This window comes from Dyella acidisoli (assembly GCF_030160295.1).
GTDB lineage: Bacteria > Pseudomonadota > Gammaproteobacteria > Xanthomonadales > Rhodanobacteraceae > Dyella_B > Dyella_B acidisoli.
In genome coordinates this window covers 25943-44550 of record NZ_BSOB01000020.1, presented here as the reverse complement: position 1 = coordinate 44550, position 18608 = coordinate 25943, and the positions used below count along the sequence as shown (strand labels likewise).

Sequence of the window (18608 nt, the reverse complement as noted above, 5' to 3'; positions counted from 1 at the left end):
CCGCCCATGCATACCCTCCTCTGGCATGACTACGAAACCTTCGGCACCGATACGCGTCGGGACCGGCCGATTCAGTTCGCCGGCATCCGCACCAACCTGGAGCTGGAGATCGTCGATGAGCCGGTGATGTTCTTCGCCAAGCCACCGCGTGACATGCCGCCCAGCCCGGAGTCCTGCCTGATCACCGGCATCACCCCGCAGCAGGCCGAACGCGAGGGCTTGATCGAGGCCGATTTCGCCGCGCGTGTGCACGAGCAACTCGCCGCACCAGGCACCTGCGGCGTGGGCTACAACTCTCTGCGCTTTGACGACGAATTCACACGCCAGCTGCTGTACCGGAATTTCTTCGAGCCGTATGCGCGCGAGTGGGAGAACGGCAACTCGCGCTGGGATCTGATCGACCTGGTGCGCATGTGCGCGGCGCTGCGCCCCGAAGGCATCGTGTGGCCGACGCACGAGGACGGCACGCCGAGCTTCAAGCTGGAGCACTTGGCCACGGCCAATCATCTGCATCAGGCGCGCGCGCACGATGCGCTTTCGGACGTGGAGGCGCTGATCGATCTGGCTCGCCTGATTCGCGTGCGTCAGCCACGGCTGTGGGATTGGCATTACGCATTGCGTCGCAAGCAGCGCGTGTTCGAGCTGCTTGACGTCAACGCCATGACGCCGCTGGTGCACGTATCGTCGCGCTATCCCGCCAGCCGCTGTTGCCTGGCGATCATCGTGCCGCTGGCGGTGCATCCCGCGAGGTCGGGGGAAATCATCGTCTACGACCTCGCCCAAGATCCTCGCGATCTATTGGCGCTGGAGGTCGATGACATTGTCGATCGCATGTTTACCGCGCGCGCCGATCTGCCTGAAGGTGTTGAGCGCATTCCGTTGCGCACCGTGCATGCGAATCGCTCACCTGCGCTGGCGCCGTTGTCCGTACTGAAAGGCGTGGATCTGCAACGACTGCAATTGGATCTGGACCGCTGCCTTGCGCACGCCGATACCTTGCGCGCTGCGGAGGGCTTAGGTGACAAGTTGCGCCGCATCTTCCAGCAGGTCGCCGAACTGCCGCCGCCGGAAGATCCGGAGTTGGCGTTGTATGGCGGCTTTTTACCAGATTCGGATAAGCGTTTGCTGCGTGAGGTGCGCGCCACGCCACCTGAGCAGCTAGGCTCGCGCAAATTCGATTTTCGCGATGCACGTTATCCGGAGTTGCTGTTTCGCTATCGTGCGCGCAATTGGCCGGGAACGCTGGCGCCGGAGGAGCGTGAACGCTGGGAAACCTTCCGTATTCAGCGGCTGACGCGGCCTACTCCGCTCACCACGCTTACACTGCCCGATTATTTCGCCAAGCTGGCGTTGCTTCGCAATGATCCGTTGGGACGCGATAAGGGCTTGCTACTGGATCAATTACAAGCTTGGGGTGAACAACTTGCGGTCGAGGCGGGTGTGCCGGTCGCGTAGATGCCCCCTGCTACCGATTCGTCGCCCCGGCGAAGGCCGGGGCCCAGCGACTTTGGCGATCGATAAGTCACTAGGCCCCGGCCTTCGCCGGGGCGACGAACTATTAAACATCGAGGCAAAGCTTCTTCACCCCACCCACTCCATTTCTGCTTCACGTAAGAGTTCCACAGGTTGGGGTGAGAAACCCAACATCGTTATCTATGTCACCATTGTTGGGGTTCGCACCCCAACCTACTCGAGAATTAAACCGTCATGCCACGTGCTTATTTTTCGCCCGCGACATTCCGTTTTCTAAAAAGCCTGGCCCGCAACAACAACCGCGAATGGTTTCAGAAGCACAAAGCGGAATACGAGCGCGACGTACGTGATCCGTTCCTGGAACTGATCAGCGACATGCAGGCGCCGCTGGCGAAGATCAGCGCGCATTTTCGCGCCGACCCACGCAAGATGGGCGGCTCGCTGTTCCGCATTTATCGCGATACACGGTTCTCGAACGACAAGGAACCGTACAAGCCCTGGGCCAGCGCGCGCTTTTTCCATGAGCGTCGACATGAAATTCCAGCACCTTCGTTCTATCTGCACATCCAGCCGGGCGATTGTTTTATCGGCGGCGGCATGTGGCATCCGGAACCGGACGCCTTGAAGCGCCTGCGCGCTTTTCTTGCCGACAACCCGGCTGCGTGGAAGCGCGCGGTGCATAGCAAGGCATTCCAGGAGCACTTCACGTTTTGGGGCGAATCACTGACGCGCCCGCCGCGTGGATTCGATCCAGAGCATGAGTTGATCGAGGATCTCAAGCGCAAGGACTTTGCTGCGGGTGAGCAGTTCGATGAGGCGCTGGCGTGCTCGGCGGAGTTGTTGCCGTTTATGGTGGCCAGTTACAAGCGGCTGGCGCCGATGATTGATTATTTGTGTGCGGCGCAGGAGTTGGAGTTTTGAGCTAGCTCCACGATTTCCTTACGCTGCCGTCATTCCCGCGAAAGCGGGAATCCATTTTGCCCTAATGCACAAAACGAAGATGGATTCCCGCTTTCGCGGGAATGACGACCTCAAGGAATGGTGACGCCTCTTCGCGAGATTCGCCCCTCTCCCCTTCGGGGAGAGGGAGTAAAGCGGATTACGCCTCAGGGCGCATATACGGGAACAACAACACGTCACGAATCGACGCCGAGTTGGTAAACATCATCACAAGTCGATCAATACCCACGCCAAGCCCACCGGTCGGCGGCAAACCCACTTCCAGCGCACGGATGTAATCCGCATCGAAGTGCATCGCTTCGTCATCGCCGGATGCCTTCGCATCCACCTGCGCCTGGAATCGCGCCGCCTGGTCTTCCGGGTCGTTCAATTCGGAGAAGCCGTTGGCGAATTCCTTGCCGTTGACGAACAGTTCGAAGCGATCGGTGATGCCCTTGTCGATGTCGTTCTCGCGCGCCAGCGGGGAGACTTCCACCGGGTGATCGATGATGAAGGTGGGTTGCACCAATGTGTGCTCCACCGTCTTCTCGAAGATTTCCAGCAGCAGCTTGCCCCAGCCATAGTTCGACTTCACCTGCAGGCCCAAGCGCTTGGCGTGCGCAGCCATGGCGTCGCGGTTGCGTAGTTCTTCGCGCTTGATCTCGGGATTGAGTTCCAGCACGGCATCTTCCATGCGCCAGCGACGGAACGCAGGGCCGACGTCGATATCTGCATCTTCCCAAGCGAGCTTGGTGGTGCCCAGCACGTTCTTCGCCGTGTCGCGGATCATCGACTCAGTGAGGTCCATGATCTCGTGATACGTGGCGTAGGCCTGGTACAGCTCCAGCATGGTGAACTCGGGGTTGTGTCGCGTGGACACGCCCTCGTTGCGGAAGTTACGGTTGATCTCGTAGACGCGGTCGAAGCCTCCGACAGTCAGGCGCTTCAGATACAGCTCCGGCGCCACACGCAGATAAAGATCGATATCCAACGCATTGTGGTGCGTGATAAACGGACGCGCAATGGCACCGCCGGGGATGATGTGCATCATCGGCGTTTCCACTTCCATGAAGCGGTACGGTTCGGCCTCCAGCCACTTGCGCATGTAGCCGATGATCTTCGAGCGCAGCATGAAGGTGCGGCGCGCTTCTTCGGTGACGATCAGATCGACGTAGCGCTGTCGATAGCGCTGCTCTACGTCGGCAAGGCCGTGCCACTTGTCCGGCAGCGGGCGCAGGCTCTTGGTGAGCAGGCGCAGCGTTTGTACCTTCACCGACAACTCGCCGGTCTTGGTGCGCATCAGCACGCCTTCGGCGCCGACGATATCACCCACGTCCCAACCCTTGAACGCTTCGTACGTTTCCTCACCCACCGTGCCTTGGTGAATGAAGAGCTGGATGCGGCCGGTGAAATCCTGCATCTGCACGAAGCTGACCTTGCCCTGCACACGCTTGAGCACGATGCGGCCGGCAACTTTGACGCGACGCGCCAGCGCTTCGATGGCTTCGGCCGTGTGCTGGTCTTTGTCAGCAAACTCTGCCTGCAGATCGCCGGCAAATGCATCCACCTTGAAGTCGTTTGGAAAGGCGATGCCCTGCTCGCGCAGCGCGTTCAACTTTTCGCGGCGCTCGGCGATCAGCTTGTTCTCGTCGAGGGGCAGGTTGTCGGTTATTTCAGTCATGAAGATTCCATTGCTGCCGGCGCTCACATCGAGTGCCAAACGCTTTCTTTTATGTATCGCTGAGAGTCAAACGCCAGGATGGCTCAATCGTCTTTGCCAAACACATGCTTGACCGCGTGTTTGGTCGCATGCCATCCCTTTTGCGCGCCATGGCCAATGCCCTGCCCGGCTTCCTTCGCGCCGTGTCCGATGCCTTGGCCCGCTTCTTTTGCACCATGGCCAATCGTTTTGGCGACATGCGCCGTGGCATGGCCGACGTCGCGTGCACCGTTACCGATAGCGTGTCCGGCGTTCTTGGCATCCTGCTTAACGCCCTGGTCGGCAGCGTTCGCGGCGTAACTGAAGAATACGGCGCTGGCGCATGCAAACAGAACTGCGTAGGTCATTTTGCCGTTCATGCCATGACTCCTCGATCGGTGATCAAGCATCGACGCGCTTGGCGCCGGCATCCAGTCCTGCTTTCAGGCTCGCCTCGATGAAATCGTCGAGGTCACCATCCAGCACCTTTTGGGTGTCCGTGCGTTCCACGCCGGTGCGCAGATCTTTGATGCGGCTTTGGTCCAACACGTAGTTGCGGATCTGACTGCCCCAACCGATGTCGGACTTGGTCGCTTCCAGCGCATCCTTTTCGGCATTGCGCTTTTGCATCTCCAGTTCGTACAGCTTGGCGGCCAGCATTTTCATCGCTCGGTCGCGGTTGGCGTGCTGACTGCGTTCGGTTTGGCAAGCCACGACCACACCGCTGGGCACGTGGGTAATACGCACCGCCGATTCGGTCTTGTTCACGTGCTGACCGCCGGCGCCGGACGAGCGATACACGTCGGTTTTCAAATCGGCCGGGTTGATCTCGATGTCGATGTCGTCATCGACTTCCGGCGACACGAACACCGAAGTGAAGCTGGTGTGGCGGCGGTTGTCCGAATCGAACGGGCTCTTGCGCACCAGACGGTGCACGCCGATTTCGGTTTTCAGCCAGCCATAAGCGTAATCGCCTTCCACGCGGAAAGTGGCGGACTTGATACCGGCCACGTCGCCTGCGCTGGCTTCCATCAGCTCGGTTTTCCAGCCGCGCGCTTCGCACCAGCGCAGGTACATGCGCAGCAGCATTTCTGCCCAGTCTTGTGCCTCTGTGCCGCCGGCGCCGGCCTGGATGTCGACGAAGGCATTGGCCGAATCCATCTTGCCGGAGAACATGCGCTGGAATTCCAGCTTGCTTACGTCGGCGTCGAGCTTGCCGACGTCGGTCTGCACCGATTGCACGGTGGCATCGTCGCCGTCGGCAGCCGCCATTTCCAGCAGCTCGCCCGCATCGGCGAGGCCAGAGGTGATGCGGTCGATGCCGCTGACGATGGTGTCGAGGCGGGCGCGTTCGCGGCCCAGTTCCTGTGCGCGGGGCGGATCGTCCCAGACGGTGGGGCTTTCCAGTTCGCGGCTTACTTCTTCCAGACGCTCACGCTTGGCGTCGTAGTCAAAGATACCCCCTAAGCGACTCGATACGGGCCTTGAGGTCCGCGATCTGCGCAAGGATCGGATTGGTTTCGATCATGTGTGGTTGAACCCTGAAGGGATGGCGCCCGAAGGGCGCGAGATAAACGGTAATGCTAGCAAACCGGGTGCGGGGGCGCCTAGCTGAGGGCTGAAGACAACATCCACGGTGCTGGGACTCCCTCGCTCCTCCGGGGAGAGGGTTGGGGTGAAGGGCCAGACTGGCGAGAAACTTCACCCACTCCTCAGCGTCATTCCGGCGAAGGCCGGAATCCAGTTCAAATACGTCGTGCGAAGCACTCAACATATAAATGTTGTGTCCTTCGGACGCATATTTAGACTGGATTCCGGCCTTCGCCGGAATGACGGTTGGCTAAAGAAGAACTTCGAGGCTAGATTGCCCCCCTCACCCTGCCCTCTCCCCGAAAGGGAGAGGGAAAAGCGGTGCGCGATTACGGTGTAGTTTCAAGCGCGTGCGCATGCACCCCGCGCACCGCACGTCCAGACGGATCAGCCATCGCCGCAAACGCCGGGTCCCACGCCAATGCCGCCGGCGAGGAACATGCGATCGATTTGCCGCCCGGCACCGTCGCCGCACACGCCTCGCCCGGGAAAAACTTCTCGAAGATGCGGCGATACAAGTACGCCTCTTTCGTGGCGGGCGTATTGAAGGGGTAACGCGATGCCGCGGCGGCGAATTCGCGATCGCTCACGGCCTGCTCGGCATGTGCCTTCAAGCCATCGATCCAGCCATAGCCCACACCATCGCTGAATTGCTCCTTTTGCCGCCACAGAATCGATTCCGGCAATGCACCGGCGAAGGCTTCGCGCAGCACGGCTTTTTCGATCCGTCCCTTGCCGGCCATCTTGTGCGCGGCATCCATGCTCATCGCCGTTTCCATGAATTCAAGATCGAGGAACGGCACACGCGCTTCCACGCCCCAGGCCATCATCGACTTGTTCGCACGCAGGCAATCGTAGCTGTGCAATGCATCGAGCTTGCGCACCGTTTCTTCGTGGAAGGCTTCGGCTGAGGGTGCTTTGTGGAAATACAGATAGCCGCCGAAGATTTCGTCGGAGCCTTCGCCTGATAGCACCATCTTCACGCCCATCGCTTTAATGCGGCGTGCGAGCAGATACATCGGCGTGGATGCGCGGATCGTGGTGACGTCGTAGGTTTCGATATGGCGGATCACTTCCGGCAGCGCATCCAGGCCTTCCCAGAAGTTGTAGACGAAGCCGTGATGCACGGTGCCCAGTGCGTCGGCCACTACTTTCGCCGCAGCCAGATCGGGCGAACCTTCCAGGCCGATGGCGAAGGAATGCAGACGCGGCCACCAGGCTTCGCTGCGATCATCGTCTTCCACGCGTTCGCGCGCGAAACGCGCGGCGCAGGCTGCAACCAGTGAGGAATCCAAACCGCCTGACAACAGCACGCCATACGGCACGTCCGTCATCAACTGGCGGTGCACGGCCTGCTCGAATGCCTTGCGCAGTTCACCCGGACCATGGCCTCTGGTGGCTTCGTAATCGCGCCACGGGCGCTGGTAGTAACGCAGCAACTCGCCAGTGGTGCTGTCGTAGACGTGTCCGGGGGGAAACGGCGCGACATCTGCGCACACGCCCACCAGCGCCTTCATTTCCGAGGCCACGCACAGCCTGCCCTGCGCATCGTGGCCCCAGTACAGCGGACACACGCCGAGGGGGTCGCGTGCGATGAGATAGCGCTTCGCATCGCCATCCCACAGGGCGAACGCAAAAATGCCATTGAGCTTGTTGAGGAAATCCGCGCCATGTTCACGGTAGAGCGCGTTGATCACTTCGCAGTCCGAGCCGGTAGTGAAGTCGTAGCTGCTGTGCGCACGCAGCTCGCGATGGTTGTAGATCTCACCATTCACCGCCAGCGCCAGGTGGCCGTCGCGGGAGCGCAATGGCTGCGCGCCGCTGGCGGGGTCGACGATAGCCAAGCGCTCGTGCACCAGGATCACCCCGGCGTCCACGAACACCCCGCTCCAATCCGGCCCGCGGTGGCGCTGACGCTGCGACAGTTCCAACGCCAGCAGGCGTAACGCGGCCAGGTCGTCGCCCGGCTGAAGATCAAACATTCCGAAGATGGCGCACATGATGGGTTTTCCTTTAGCTCGCTGGTTAAGTGAAACGCTGAAAAACAAAAGGGCCCGCACTTGGCGGGCCCTTTTGCGTGTGTGTTGATGTTTCTTTCGTCTACACGCCGGCCCGTCCGCTGTTGCGGTTATTGTTATTGGCGTTGTTATTCAGGGACGTTGCAGCCACGGCAGCGCCATCCGCGAACGCGGCGAGCTGAGTCAGGTGGCTGGCAAGGTAGGTGTGCATGGGCCGACTAAACCACAAGCCAGAACCGCACGCAAGCGACCCGGCGCCTGATCAGCACGACTGAGAACCAGGTCGCACCTCATCCAGACTTCACGCCACCTTCGCCGGCCCCTTGCTCAGATTTCACGTCGATCAAGGGGTTGCGAGGGGATCGGCACCCGCTTTCCGCCGTGCAAAGTCGCGCTTCCATGCGAGGGACCCACTATGGAACGGATGAAGTGCCTGAGTGCTGCACTGATATTTGCCCTACTGTCGCCGCCCGTGCTCGCGCAACAGGACAGGACGCAACACCTGCAGCAAGAAGTGGATGAGCTGAAGGCCACGGTGCAGGCCCTGCAGGCCGAAGTGAAAGCGCTGAAAGCGGAGCGGACACAGGTCACGGCTGCTTCGACCAGCACGCCATCGACTGCCCCAGCACCTCTCACCGAGGTACCCAGCTCCCAGGTGGATGCGTTACAGCTGACTCACGCGGAGCACTCGCCCCTACCGCCCCAGCAAAGCGTTTCGGAAGACCAGGATTCCGCGTCACGCATCGACAACGAAGCGCCGCCTACCGATCCAACGCTGAAAGGCTTCATCCAGATTCCGGGCACGGAGACCATCGCCCGCATCGGCGGCTACGCCAAGCTGGACATGATCTACGACACCCGCAGCATGGGTTCGCCGGATGCGTTCGCTACCGCAAGCATTCCGGTACCGGCCACCCGTGATCGCGGCAACTTCAACCTACAGGCGCGCCAAACGCGTTTCAGCCTCGATATTCGGCGACCGACCCTGTTCGACGAAACGCTGCGCTTCTATTTCGAGAACGATTTCTTCGGGGGCGGCAACGGTCAGTACGGGTTCCGCCTTCGCCAGGCTTATGGCCAACTGGGCAACACGTATGCGGGTTTCGGCTGGTCGTCCCTGACCGATGTCGATGCCATTCCCGATACGCTGGATTTCGCGGGGCCGAACAGCGTGATCGCGCCACGGCGTGCCGGCATCCACCAGTTCCTTCACCTGGGGGAAAACAGCAGCCTTACGCTTGCCGCCGAACAGCCTTCTTCTGAAATACGCGCCATCGACGTTTCGACGAACGTGCACGGCACGCAACACGTGCCAGATGTGATCGTCGCCGCACGCACCGAGCAAAGCTGGGGTCATCTGCAACTGGGTGGTGTAGTGCGTCAGCTTGGCTATAGCAGCAATGACGAAAACCGCCGCATGGTAAGCGGCGGTGCTCAACTGACCGGCTCGTTCAAAGTGGCACGCTTCGCCTCCTACGGCGATCTGTTGATGCTCGGGCTCAACTGGGGCAAAGGTGTCGCGCGCTATCTCAACGATCTCGGCGGTGCCGGTCTGGACGCGGTGGTCAGTCCGGACGGCAAGATGCATCTGCTTACCGAACGCGGAGCGTATGCCGCTTACACGCACTATTGGAGTGACAATTGGCGCAGCAATCTCGTCTATGGCGTGCTGCGCGTACCGCGTTCACCTTGGCTGAGCAGCAGCGACTTCCACGACAGCGACTATGGCGCAGCGAATCTGATCTGGGCGCCCATGCCCGCGCTCACGGTTGGCCTGGAGCTGCTGCATGGCCGATTGGAAGTGCAGGACAATCGTTACAACACCGATACGCGAATTCAGGGGTCGCTGCAGTACAGCTTTATCAAGTAATACGCATGTTGGGTACAAACCCCAACAGTCATGTCATCCCACAGTACCGCCATGATGAAAGTTACCCAAGATGCCGTCATCCCCGCGAAAGCGGGAATCCATCTTCGCTTTTGTCTCAGAGGAAAATGGATGCCCGCTTTCGCGGGCATGACGGCCGTGAGGGAACGCGTACTGTCATGGCAACCTACATGGAAGACGCCCAACGAACCGCTTCGTCCAGTTCGAGGTTGGAGAACAATCGGAAATGCGTGGGCATAGCAAAGCCGAACACGCTCGACATCGCGCGGACCCAGCCTACATCCGTCACGAGAGCCGTGCGTTGCCAGCCGCTGATGTGGCGAAAACCGAGCTTTACGTCGTCCCACATCGCACCAGGCGCAAAACCGATGAACTCGTCATCGATATGAATCACCAGATGCAGCTTGTTGTTCAACGCGAAGGCCGCCTCGATGTCCGGCACCATCACGTTTTCGTAGTCCTGTGCGGTGACCGTACCGCTCATACGAAAACCCAGGACGCCTGCGGGTAGAGAAGGAAGTTGCTCGATCATGACGATGCTCCTTGGTGCTTCGTCTGTGAGCTATACAAGCGCGAATTGAATAGCAGCGCAAGTGAACGGGAAGGTTTGCAACATGAGCCCCTCTCCCTCCGGGAGAGGGGTTGGGGTGAGGGTACGGTCAGGGCGTGATGGCAAAACTTGCGCTGGAAGCCAGCACCACGCTTCGCCCGAACCCTCACCCGCCTCTCGGCACCCTCTCCCGGAGGGAGAGGGATTCACTGAGGAAGTTTTCAAAGAGAGAAAGCTAATGCGGTGGTACGCAAGGAAAGAAGAAGTTATGCCGGCTCCATATAACGCAACAACAACCGCGGCGACTCCCTGCCCTGCCAATCATTAATGGTGAGCTCGTAAGCCGCACGCATCATCGCCGGTGGTGGCTTGCCTTCGTAAGCGTTGAACATCACCGCATCATGCACGGCGTCGTCGCGCGGGTCGCGCAGGCTCAGGCGCAGATGCCGCTCGCCCATCGGGCGCCAGCTGAAGCATTCGAAGCGGTTTTCGAAGACCGGTTCGGGAAAGGCCTGCCCCCACGGGCCGGCGAACCGCAGCATGCGCGCCATTTCCAGCGTGAACATGCCAGTAGGCATTTCGCCGTCGGTGTAGAGCACTGCTTGCAGTTGCTCTTCGCTCAACCATTCGCGTGCCACGGCGTCGAAGGCTTCGGCAAAGCGCGGATAATGCTGCGTGGGCAGGCTCAAGCCAGCCGCCATGGCGTGCCCGCCGAAGCGCTCGATCAAACCGGGATGGCGCGCATCGACCACCGCCAGCGCATCGCGGATATGAAAGCCGGCGATGGAGCGCGCGGAACCGCGCAAATGGTCGGGATCGTCTTCGCCCGCCGGCGCAAACGCGATCACCGGGCGATGCAGCCGCTCTTTCAACTTGGATGCGACCAACCCGACAACACCTGCATGCCAGCTTGGTTCGAACAAGGTGACGCCAACGGTCTGTGCATCGATATGGGAAGCACTGGCCACCATCACTTCGGCCTCAGCCACCATCGATGCCTGCAGATCGCGTCGTTCCTGGTTGATCGAACTCAACAGTTGGGCGTAGCCACGCGCTTGGGTCGCATCGTCGGTAAGCAGGCATTCCACGCCCAGCCGCATGTCTTCCAGCCGCCCGGCAGCATTCAAGCGCGGCCCGATCGCATAGGCGAAATCGCTGGCGCATAGCGAGGCAACAGTGCGCTGGCTCGCTTCGACCAAAGCCACAATGCCCGCGCAACCACGCCCGCTGCGCAAACGTTTCATGCCCGCTTCGACCAGCACGCGGTTGTTGTAATCCAGCGGCACCAGGTCGGCGACCGTGCCCAGCGCGACCAGATCCAGCAACACCGAAAGATCCGGCTCCGGTTTGTCAGCGAACCAGCCCTGTTCGCGCAAATACGCGCGCAGCGCCAGCAGCACGTAGAACATCACACCCACGCCAGCCAGTGCCTTGCTTGGAAAGCCGTCACCGTGCACATTGGGATTGACGATGGCGTCCGCTTCCGGCAGGTGATCGCCTGGCAGATGATGATCTGTCACGATCACACACATGCCGCGCGCGCGCGCCGCAGCAACGCCGCTTACGCTAGCGATGCCGTTGTCGACGGTGACGATCAGTTGCGCGTGCGACGGCAAAGAAGCGACCAGTTCCGGCGTGAGTCCGTAGCCGTGCACGAAACGATTCGGCACCACATAGTCCACGTATCGGGCGCCAAGCAAACGCAAACCACGCACTGCCACGGCACTGCCGGTGGCACCGTCGCAGTCATAATCGCCGGCGATCATGATCGAGATGTCGTCACGGATTGCTTCAGCTAGCAAGGCAATCGCCTGTTGCATACCGCTCAACTGCTGCGGCGCCAACAAGCGATTCAAACGGTGCTCCGCTTGTTCAGGGCTCAACACGCCGCGTGCCGCATAGATGCGCTGCAAGATCGCCGGAACGGTGTCGCCCCACCCTGCTGGCTCACCCAACAGCGGACGACGCTTCAAGATCTGGCCCATCACCACTAGCCTCGCCGCCAGAAACGCAAGCGATGCCATGGACGATGCAACCAACGCTCGCCGCTTGCAGACGAAAGCAGCAGCGGTGAACGCTTGCTCAAAGCCTGCAGGCACGACCACCATTCGTTTGCGATGACATCCGTCGGCTGGTCCTGCAGATCGAGCAACCAACCCACTGGCGCAGCATCTACCGTGGAAGCTGTACGTCGCTGCGTCGGGATACCAGCGCGATGCGCGAGCGCCATCAACAACAGATCCTCGCCGATGACACCGCGCAAGGCGGTGTCGACACGCGAAGGCAACACACCACCGCCCCAAAACCACAGACTGTTGATCGGCGGCAGACCACGTTCGCGCCGTTCCGCGTTGCATGGGTGTTGATGCAGCAACACCTGCACTTCATTGAACAGTACGCGCCAACGGCGACCTTCAGGCCCCTGTGGTAGATGATCGTAAAGGTCTTCGCCCAGCGCCTGCTCGGGCGCGGCGAAATTCGGCAACGCGATGTGCGAAGGCACACGCAGATGCCAGCGTTGCGGTGACGAAATATCCAGCTTGATGCCTTCGTCGGCGAAAACCGGTTGCAAGGTTTCGGCCAGCGCCTCGGCTTCCTCCATGCTCACCGGCAAGTGGCCGCAGGCGAGCAAGCGCGCACCGCTCATATCCGGTTGTATCCAGGCGGGGTCGGCGCTGAGCCAGCAAGCGTCGGCCGCATCGCCGGCCAGATGATCGCGAATCAACGCTGCCGCAGGCAGTTCACCGTCGCATGAAAAGTAGGAGGCCAGGCCGCCGAGATAGCCTTTCGCACCATCCGGGAGACGATCACCTTGCCGCAGCAAAGCGCGAAGTGGATGCATCGAATCGAAGCGCTGCAGATCGGGCAGCCAACACTCCACGTGTCGCGGGGTGGTTTCCATTGTCCTCAGGCTTCCAGTAGTTCGTACAGTTCCAGCCATTCGGCTTCGAGCGTTTCCTTTTCTTTGCGCAGCTCCGCCTGGCGCTGGCCGAGTTTCATCAGCTCGGCGGTTGAGCCGTTGTAGGTTTGTGGGTCGGCGAGTTTCTGTTCCAGCTTGGTCAGCTCTTCGTCGATCGCCGCGACGCGCGTTTCGATCTTCTTCACGCGCTGACGTGATGCCTTTTCGCTCTCACGCTGCGCAGCGGCTGCGCGGCGGCGGTCGGCGGCGGATTCCACGGGTTGCTTGGCTTCCGCTTCGGTTTTCTTCGGCGCGTTGCCGCGCGCGCGCAGCCAGCGGGCGTAATCGTCCAGATCGCCGTCGAACGATTCGACTTTGTGATCGGCCACGCGCCAGAAGCTGTCGCAGACCATGCCGAGCAAATGGCGATCGTGCGAGACGAGCACCAGCGCACCATCAAAATCGGCCAGCGCGTCGGCCAAAGCTTCGCGCATGTCGAGATCGAGGTGGTTGGTGGGTTCGTCGAGCAGTAACAGGTTCGGCTTGTCCCAGGCGATCAACGCCAAGGCCAGACGCGCACGCTCACCACCGGAAAAACCATCGACCGATTCGAACGCGCGATCGCCCGCAAAATTCCAGCCACCGAGAAAATCGCGCAGCACCTGCGCACCAACACCGGGCGCCTTGTCTTGCAGGTGATCGAAGGGGCTTGCACCTTCGCGCAGGCTTTCCACGGTGTGCTGGGCGAAGTAACCGATTTTCAGGTCCTTGTGCGTTTTGCGTTCGCCGTTCAGGGCGGCAAGTTCGCCGACCAGCGTTTTCACCAGCGTGGATTTACCTGCGCCGTTGGGGCCGAGCAGACCGACACGCTCGCCGGCCTCCAGGCGAAAACGCACGTCGCGCAGCAGCCCTTTTGCTCCCTCTCCCCTCTGGGGAGAGGGTTGGGGTGAGGGGACACGCTCGCGGCAACCTATATTTGAAGCACGCTCTGATGTGGGTTCATCGCCAGACTCACCCCTCACCCCGCCCCTCTCCCCAGAGGGGAGAGGGAGAAAGGAGGGATAACCGGCCTCCACATCTTCCATCTGCAACATCGAATCTGGCAGGCGGTCCGGCACAGCAAATTGGAAGCGGAAGGGGCGCTCGGCACGCACGGCTTCAGTGCCGGCCATTTTCTCCAGGCGCTTCATGCGCGACTGTGCCTGCTTGGCCTTGCTGGCCTTGGCCTTGAAGCGATCGATGAAGGACTGCAGGTGCGCGCGCTCGGTTTGCTCGCGCTCATGGGCAATCTGCTGCAGGCGAAGTTGTTCCGAGCGCTGGCGTTCGAATGCGCTGTAGTTGCCGGTGTAGAGCTTGGCTCTGCCCTCGTTGAGGTGCATGGTGTGGGTGATCACGCCATCCAGGAATTCGCGATCGTGCGAAATTACCAGCAAGGTACCTTGATAACGGCGCAGCCATTCTTCCAGCCACAGCACCGCATCAAGATCCAAGTGGTTGGTGGGTTCGTCGAGCAGTAGCAGATCGGATGGCGCCATCAGCGCGCGAGCCAGGTTCAAACGTACACGCCAGCCACCGGAAAACTCACTGACCGCACGCTCATGCGTATCCGGGCTGAAACCAAGACCATGCAGCAGACGACCGGCGCGAGCGCGTGCGTCGTAGCCGTGCAGTTCCTCAATGCGATGATGGGCGAGCGCCATCGCTTCGGTGTCGCCGCGCGCTTGCGCATCCAGTTCGTCGCGTAGCGCGGTAGCCAGTTCCACATCGCCACCCATCACATAGTCGATGGCCGGGTCCGGCAAGGACGGGGTTTCCTGCGCCACCGAGGCGAGACGCAGCTTGGCCGGCATATCCAATTCGCCCGCGTCAGCCTCCAACTGCCCTTGCAGCGCCGCGAACAGGCTGGACTTGCCGCAGCCGTTACGGCCGACCACGCCCAGGCGCCAGCCGCTCTGGATCACCAGGTCAATGTCGGAAAGCAGCAACCGGCTGCCGCGGCGCAGGGCGAAGTGGCGGAACGCAATCATGTGGAGTCAGGCTGAGGCCGGGCCGGGACGCCCGAGGTCGTACATGATAACGGTCAGGGCCGCTCCGGTTCACTCTGCGTGGGTGACATAGGTCCTGTCTGTTCGCAGATCACAGGGCCATCGGCGCACGCGGGGAGGGTACATGGATGTACCCGGCTTTGAGGAGCGAGGAAGGCAGACTGGCCTTCTGTCGAGACGATGGACCGAAGAGATGCGGACAGACAGGGGCGATGACGCCTGCGCAGAGTGAAGCAGATCGGCCCTTCATCACATCTGTCGTTTTTGCTCGTGGCAGCGGCCGGAGAGTTCTGCTACAACGGCGCAGCAACGTATTGTGCGGAGAGGGGAATCATGTTCAAGCACCGTTACACCCTGCCCTTGCTGGCAGTCATGGCCCTCGGCGCCGGGCTGACCGTGTCGCAGACCACTCATGCTCAGGAAACGCTGAAGCAACGCGTGCAGGAAGAGAACGGCATGCATCTGCCGGCACGCGGGATGAGCATGGAGCAGGTGGAGAAGCAGTACGGCGCCCCCACCCGCAAGCTTTCGCCGCGCGGTGGTGACTCGGCCCGACATCCCACCATCAATCGTTGGGAATATGCCAATTTCATCGTGTACTTCGAGAAGAGCCATGTGATTCACGCGGTGTTGAATACGCCGGCGGGGAACAATCGCGATCCGGGTACGGTGAATTGATCGTCCCGCTCGTCATTCCGGCCTTCGCCGGAATGACGATAGGCAAGAATGGACATCGTCAAACGCTAGCTGCCTCGCGCAATAGCTAGCAGCATCGTAAACTTCCCCACTTGCCTGCCCGGCCAATCGCTGGGCGCTTCTCCTTAGCGCGAGTGTCGTCCCCATGATCGATTCCAGCTTGCGCCTGCCGGCCGAATGGGAGCCGCAGGCCGCCGTTTTGATTGCCTGGCCGCATGCCGGTACCGATTGGGCCGAACGGCTCGAACAGGTGGAATCCACCTACGCTGCCCTCGCTGCGGCAGTCACGCGGTTTCAGCCGCTGATCATTGTGGTGGCCGATGCAGACTTGCGCGCACATGTGATCACGAAGCTGCAGAACACGACTGCCGATCTCTCGCGCATCCGTTTCGTTGAGCTGCCGTACGACGACACCTGGTTGCGCGATTCCGGCCCGATCACGCTCCGCGGCGAGAACAACCATTTCCAGCTCACGGACTTTCGCTTCACCGGCTGGGGCGGCAAGTTCGGCGCAGAGCAGGATGATGCACTGATCGCTGGGTTGGTGACGGCCGGTGTGTTCGGCTCTGCCGAGCACAAGCGCATCGATTGGGCACTGGAAGGCGGCGGCATCGAAAGCGATGGTGCCGGCACCGTACTCACCACGTGGCGCTGCCTGGTGCAACGCCATCCGGAACAATCGCGCGAGGAAATGAGCGCTCTATTGCGTGACGGCCTGCATGCCAAGCGTGTGCTGTGGCTGGATTACGGCTATCTGGAAGGCGACGACACGGATGCGCACATCGACACCTTGGCGCGCTTCGCGCCGGGTGATCGCATCGTTTATCAAGCATGCGACGACGTTGCCGATGCGCATCACGCCGAACTGCAGCGCATGGGTGAAGAACTGGCCGCGTTGCGCACGCCGGATGGCAAACCGTACACGCTGTATCCGCTGCCTTGGGCCAAGCCGATCATCGACGAAGGCCGCAGGCTTGCTGCCTCCTATGCGAATTACTTGATCGTCAACGGTGCCGTGCTGGTTCCCGCTTATGGCGACACGGCCGATGACGAAGCCGCGCGCATCATCGGCGAAGCACATCCTGGGCGCACCGTGGTGCAGGTTCCTTGCCGCCCGCTGATCTGGCAGAACGGCAGCTTGCATTGCATCACCATGCAGTTGCCGGCCGGATTGGTAGGTTAGCTTTTACCTGACGATGGATGAGCGTCGCGCTGCTTAATTTCTATGCCAGGCGCCGACAGCGCATGGCTGCCGTGCCATTTACCGCCTTCATCGTGGCGTGTATTCGGGCCGGACAGAAACGGCTTGCAGACGGCTCGCAGCGTGCAGCGGTCGATGCAGGCCACTACTTGGTAGTCACACCGGGCATGCTGCTCAACGTCGAAAATCTGCCGGCCAGTGATGGCCCCTACCTCTCCAGTTGCGTGACGGTATCGCGCGAATTGCTGCTGGAACAAAAGTGGAGTGTGGACGCTGATCCGAGCACTTGGGCAGTGTTGTCGCCATCGCCCGTGCTGGACCAGGCTTTCGCGCATGCCGAATTGGGGCTGCAGCAGGAGCTACCCCAGGCGGTGCTGGTACATCGCGTGCGGGAGCTGTTGGAGGCGCTGGCGCTGAGCGGCTTTCGTCCCACGCTAACGAACGAACCCACCGTCACCGAACGCGTGCGCCTGCTCCTTGCCGCGGCTCCAGAACAGACATGGCGCGCAGAGCCGATCGCTGAACAGTTGGCTATGAGCGTGGCCACTTTGCGCCGCAAGTTGGCCGCAGAGAGCACCAGCTTTCGCGCCATCCTGGAAGAAGTGCGCTTATCGCACGCATTGACTTTGATTCAGACCACGACGCAGCCGCTCAAGCGTATTGCGGAAGATTGCGGCTATCTTTCCCCGTCGGGGTTCGCCACGCGCTTTCGGTTGCGCTTTGGCACCCTTCCTTCTGAATTGCGTGATTGAATTGCGTAGGTTGAGCGTTTCGGGCGATTGATTGCGCGCCACGTAGCAGGCTCGCTTCAAGCCCCTGCCTACCATGCCGGCACTTCCAACGATGAGTGCCAACCATGCTCCGCACGATTGCCGTCCTGTTCGCTGTCAGCACGTTTGCCGCGCATGCGGGTGATTTTTCCTTGCGCGTCGATGCTGCCGATGCGTCAGGACATATTGCGCAGAAATACACCTTCAACGGCTTCGGCTGCACCGGCCAGAACCTGGCACCTGCCATGCATTGGCAAGGACAACCGGCTAATACGCGCAGTTTTGCGGTAACGGTGTATGACCCGGATGCGCCGACCGGAAGCGGCTGGTGGCATTGGATGGTTCTTAACCTGCCAGCGTCTACCAACGCATTGCCGGAAGGCGGAGTGCTGCCAGCAGGCGCTCACGGCGTACACAACGATTACGGCACCTCTACATGGGGCGGCCCCTGCCCGCCAGTTGGTGACAAGCCGCATCGCTACGTGTTTACGGTGTATGCGCTGGACGCGCCTAAGCTTGATGTGCCGGACAACGCAACGGCTGCGCTGGTGGGTTTCATGGTGCACGGGCATGCGATTGGCAAGGCACAGCAGACGTTGACTTACGGTCGTTGATCAATAAACGCAAGCTACACGCTCCCTCCCCTGCTTGCAGGGGAGGGTTGGGGTGGGTTTGCATGAGCTTGTCGCATTGCTCTAACTCATCGCGAGATTGCTTCACCCGACCCTACCTCCTCCGGCTTGCCGGAGGAGAAGAGAAAGCATGGCCCCTACTACACGTAGGGAAGGGAAGTGCATCTCGCACTGCATTGTCATTCCCTGTCCCTTAAACTATGCGTTT

General features: G+C 60.9%; 16 protein-coding genes. 7 read left to right on the top strand and 9 right to left on the bottom strand.

Features of this window, described 5'->3' with window-relative positions; all coding sequences use genetic code 11:
* The first annotated feature begins 6 nt into the window (after window positions 1-6).
* On the top strand, window positions 7-1455 hold the full coding sequence (gene sbcB, locus QQJ86_RS12500) for an exodeoxyribonuclease I (protein WP_284321283.1): 1449 nt from the start codon (window positions 7-9) through the stop codon (window positions 1453-1455).
* A gap of 252 nt (window positions 1456-1707) precedes the next feature.
* A complete protein-coding gene (locus QQJ86_RS12495) occupies window positions 1708-2394 on the top strand; it encodes a DUF2461 domain-containing protein (RefSeq protein ID WP_284321282.1) in 687 nt (228 codons plus the stop codon).
* 178 nt (window positions 2395-2572) lie between these two features.
* Here the strand turns inward: QQJ86_RS12495 and lysS are convergent, their stop codons facing one another.
* The 5 genes from lysS to QQJ86_RS12470 all read right to left on the bottom strand — a co-directional run bounded on the left by lysS (window position 2573) and on the right by QQJ86_RS12470 (window position 7930).
* Window positions 2573-4093, bottom strand: a complete 1521-nt coding sequence (gene lysS, locus QQJ86_RS12490; protein ID WP_284321281.1) for a lysine--tRNA ligase — start codon at window positions 4091-4093, stop codon at window positions 2573-2575.
* Between the two features lie 83 nt (window positions 4094-4176).
* The gene (locus QQJ86_RS12485) at window positions 4177-4491 is read right to left on the bottom strand and encodes a hypothetical protein (RefSeq protein ID WP_284321280.1); all 315 of its coding nucleotides are present in this window, start codon (window positions 4489-4491) and stop codon (window positions 4177-4179) included.
* A 22-nt stretch (window positions 4492-4513) separates the two neighbouring features.
* A protein-coding gene (gene prfB, locus QQJ86_RS12480) for a peptide chain release factor 2 (RefSeq protein ID WP_284321279.1) occupies window positions 4514-5639 on the bottom strand; the annotation gives its coding sequence in 2 pieces (ribosomal slippage) (window positions 4514-5563 and window positions 5565-5639; 1125 coding nt in all).
* A 391-nt stretch (window positions 5640-6030) separates the two neighbouring features.
* Entirely contained in the window at window positions 6031-7701 is a 1671-nt protein-coding gene (gene asnB / locus QQJ86_RS12475) for an asparagine synthase B (RefSeq protein WP_284321278.1), read from the bottom strand.
* A gap of 100 nt (window positions 7702-7801) precedes the next feature.
* Complete coding sequence (locus tag QQJ86_RS12470; protein WP_284321277.1) at window positions 7802-7930, bottom strand: hypothetical protein; 129 nt, start codon at window positions 7928-7930, stop codon at window positions 7802-7804.
* Between the two features lie 204 nt (window positions 7931-8134).
* Between QQJ86_RS12470 and QQJ86_RS12465 the strand changes: the two genes are divergently transcribed.
* Window positions 8135-9589, top strand: a complete 1455-nt coding sequence (locus QQJ86_RS12465) for a DcaP family trimeric outer membrane transporter (RefSeq protein WP_284321276.1) — start codon at window positions 8135-8137, stop codon at window positions 9587-9589.
* 184 nt (window positions 9590-9773) lie between these two features.
* Here the strand turns inward: QQJ86_RS12465 and QQJ86_RS12460 are convergent, their stop codons facing one another.
* The 4 genes from QQJ86_RS12460 to QQJ86_RS12445 all read right to left on the bottom strand — a co-directional run bounded on the left by QQJ86_RS12460 (window position 9774) and on the right by QQJ86_RS12445 (window position 15083).
* Window positions 9774-10139, bottom strand: coding sequence for a SpoIIAA family protein (locus QQJ86_RS12460; RefSeq protein WP_284321275.1), 366 nt, complete (start codon window positions 10137-10139; stop codon window positions 9774-9776).
* Window positions 10140-10423: 284 nt separating this feature from the next.
* Window positions 10424-12181 carry a single-stranded-DNA-specific exonuclease RecJ gene (gene recJ, locus QQJ86_RS12455; RefSeq protein WP_284321274.1) on the bottom strand — a complete coding sequence of 586 codons (1758 nt, stop codon included), beginning with the start codon at window positions 12179-12181 and terminating at the stop codon, window positions 10424-10426.
* A complete protein-coding gene (locus QQJ86_RS12450; RefSeq protein ID WP_284321273.1) occupies window positions 12148-13059 on the bottom strand; it encodes a phosphoglycerate mutase in 912 nt (303 codons plus the stop codon). Before QQJ86_RS12450 ends, recJ begins: the two co-directional genes overlap by 34 nt.
* Before the next feature lie 5 nt (window positions 13060-13064).
* Window positions 13065-15083 carry an ABC-F family ATP-binding cassette domain-containing protein gene (locus QQJ86_RS12445; protein WP_284321272.1) on the bottom strand — a complete coding sequence of 673 codons (2019 nt, stop codon included), beginning with the start codon at window positions 15081-15083 and terminating at the stop codon, window positions 13065-13067.
* Window positions 15084-15434: 351 nt separating this feature from the next.
* On the opposite strand from QQJ86_RS12445, the gene QQJ86_RS12440 reads away from it, so the two are divergent.
* From QQJ86_RS12440 to QQJ86_RS12425, 4 genes are all read left to right on the top strand, one after another.
* Window positions 15435-15779: a hypothetical protein gene (locus tag QQJ86_RS12440; RefSeq protein WP_284321271.1), complete on the top strand. Its 345-nt coding sequence runs from the start codon at window positions 15435-15437 to the stop codon at window positions 15777-15779.
* A gap of 163 nt (window positions 15780-15942) precedes the next feature.
* A complete protein-coding gene (locus tag QQJ86_RS12435; RefSeq protein ID WP_284321270.1) occupies window positions 15943-16980 on the top strand; it encodes an agmatine deiminase family protein in 1038 nt (345 codons plus the stop codon).
* A gap of 62 nt (window positions 16981-17042) precedes the next feature.
* Window positions 17043-17750: a helix-turn-helix transcriptional regulator gene (locus QQJ86_RS12430; protein WP_284321269.1), complete on the top strand. Its 708-nt coding sequence runs from the start codon at window positions 17043-17045 to the stop codon at window positions 17748-17750.
* A gap of 104 nt (window positions 17751-17854) precedes the next feature.
* Complete coding sequence (locus QQJ86_RS12425) at window positions 17855-18382, top strand: YbhB/YbcL family Raf kinase inhibitor-like protein (RefSeq protein WP_284321268.1); 528 nt, start codon at window positions 17855-17857, stop codon at window positions 18380-18382.
* Window positions 18383-18608: the final 226 nt, after the last annotated feature.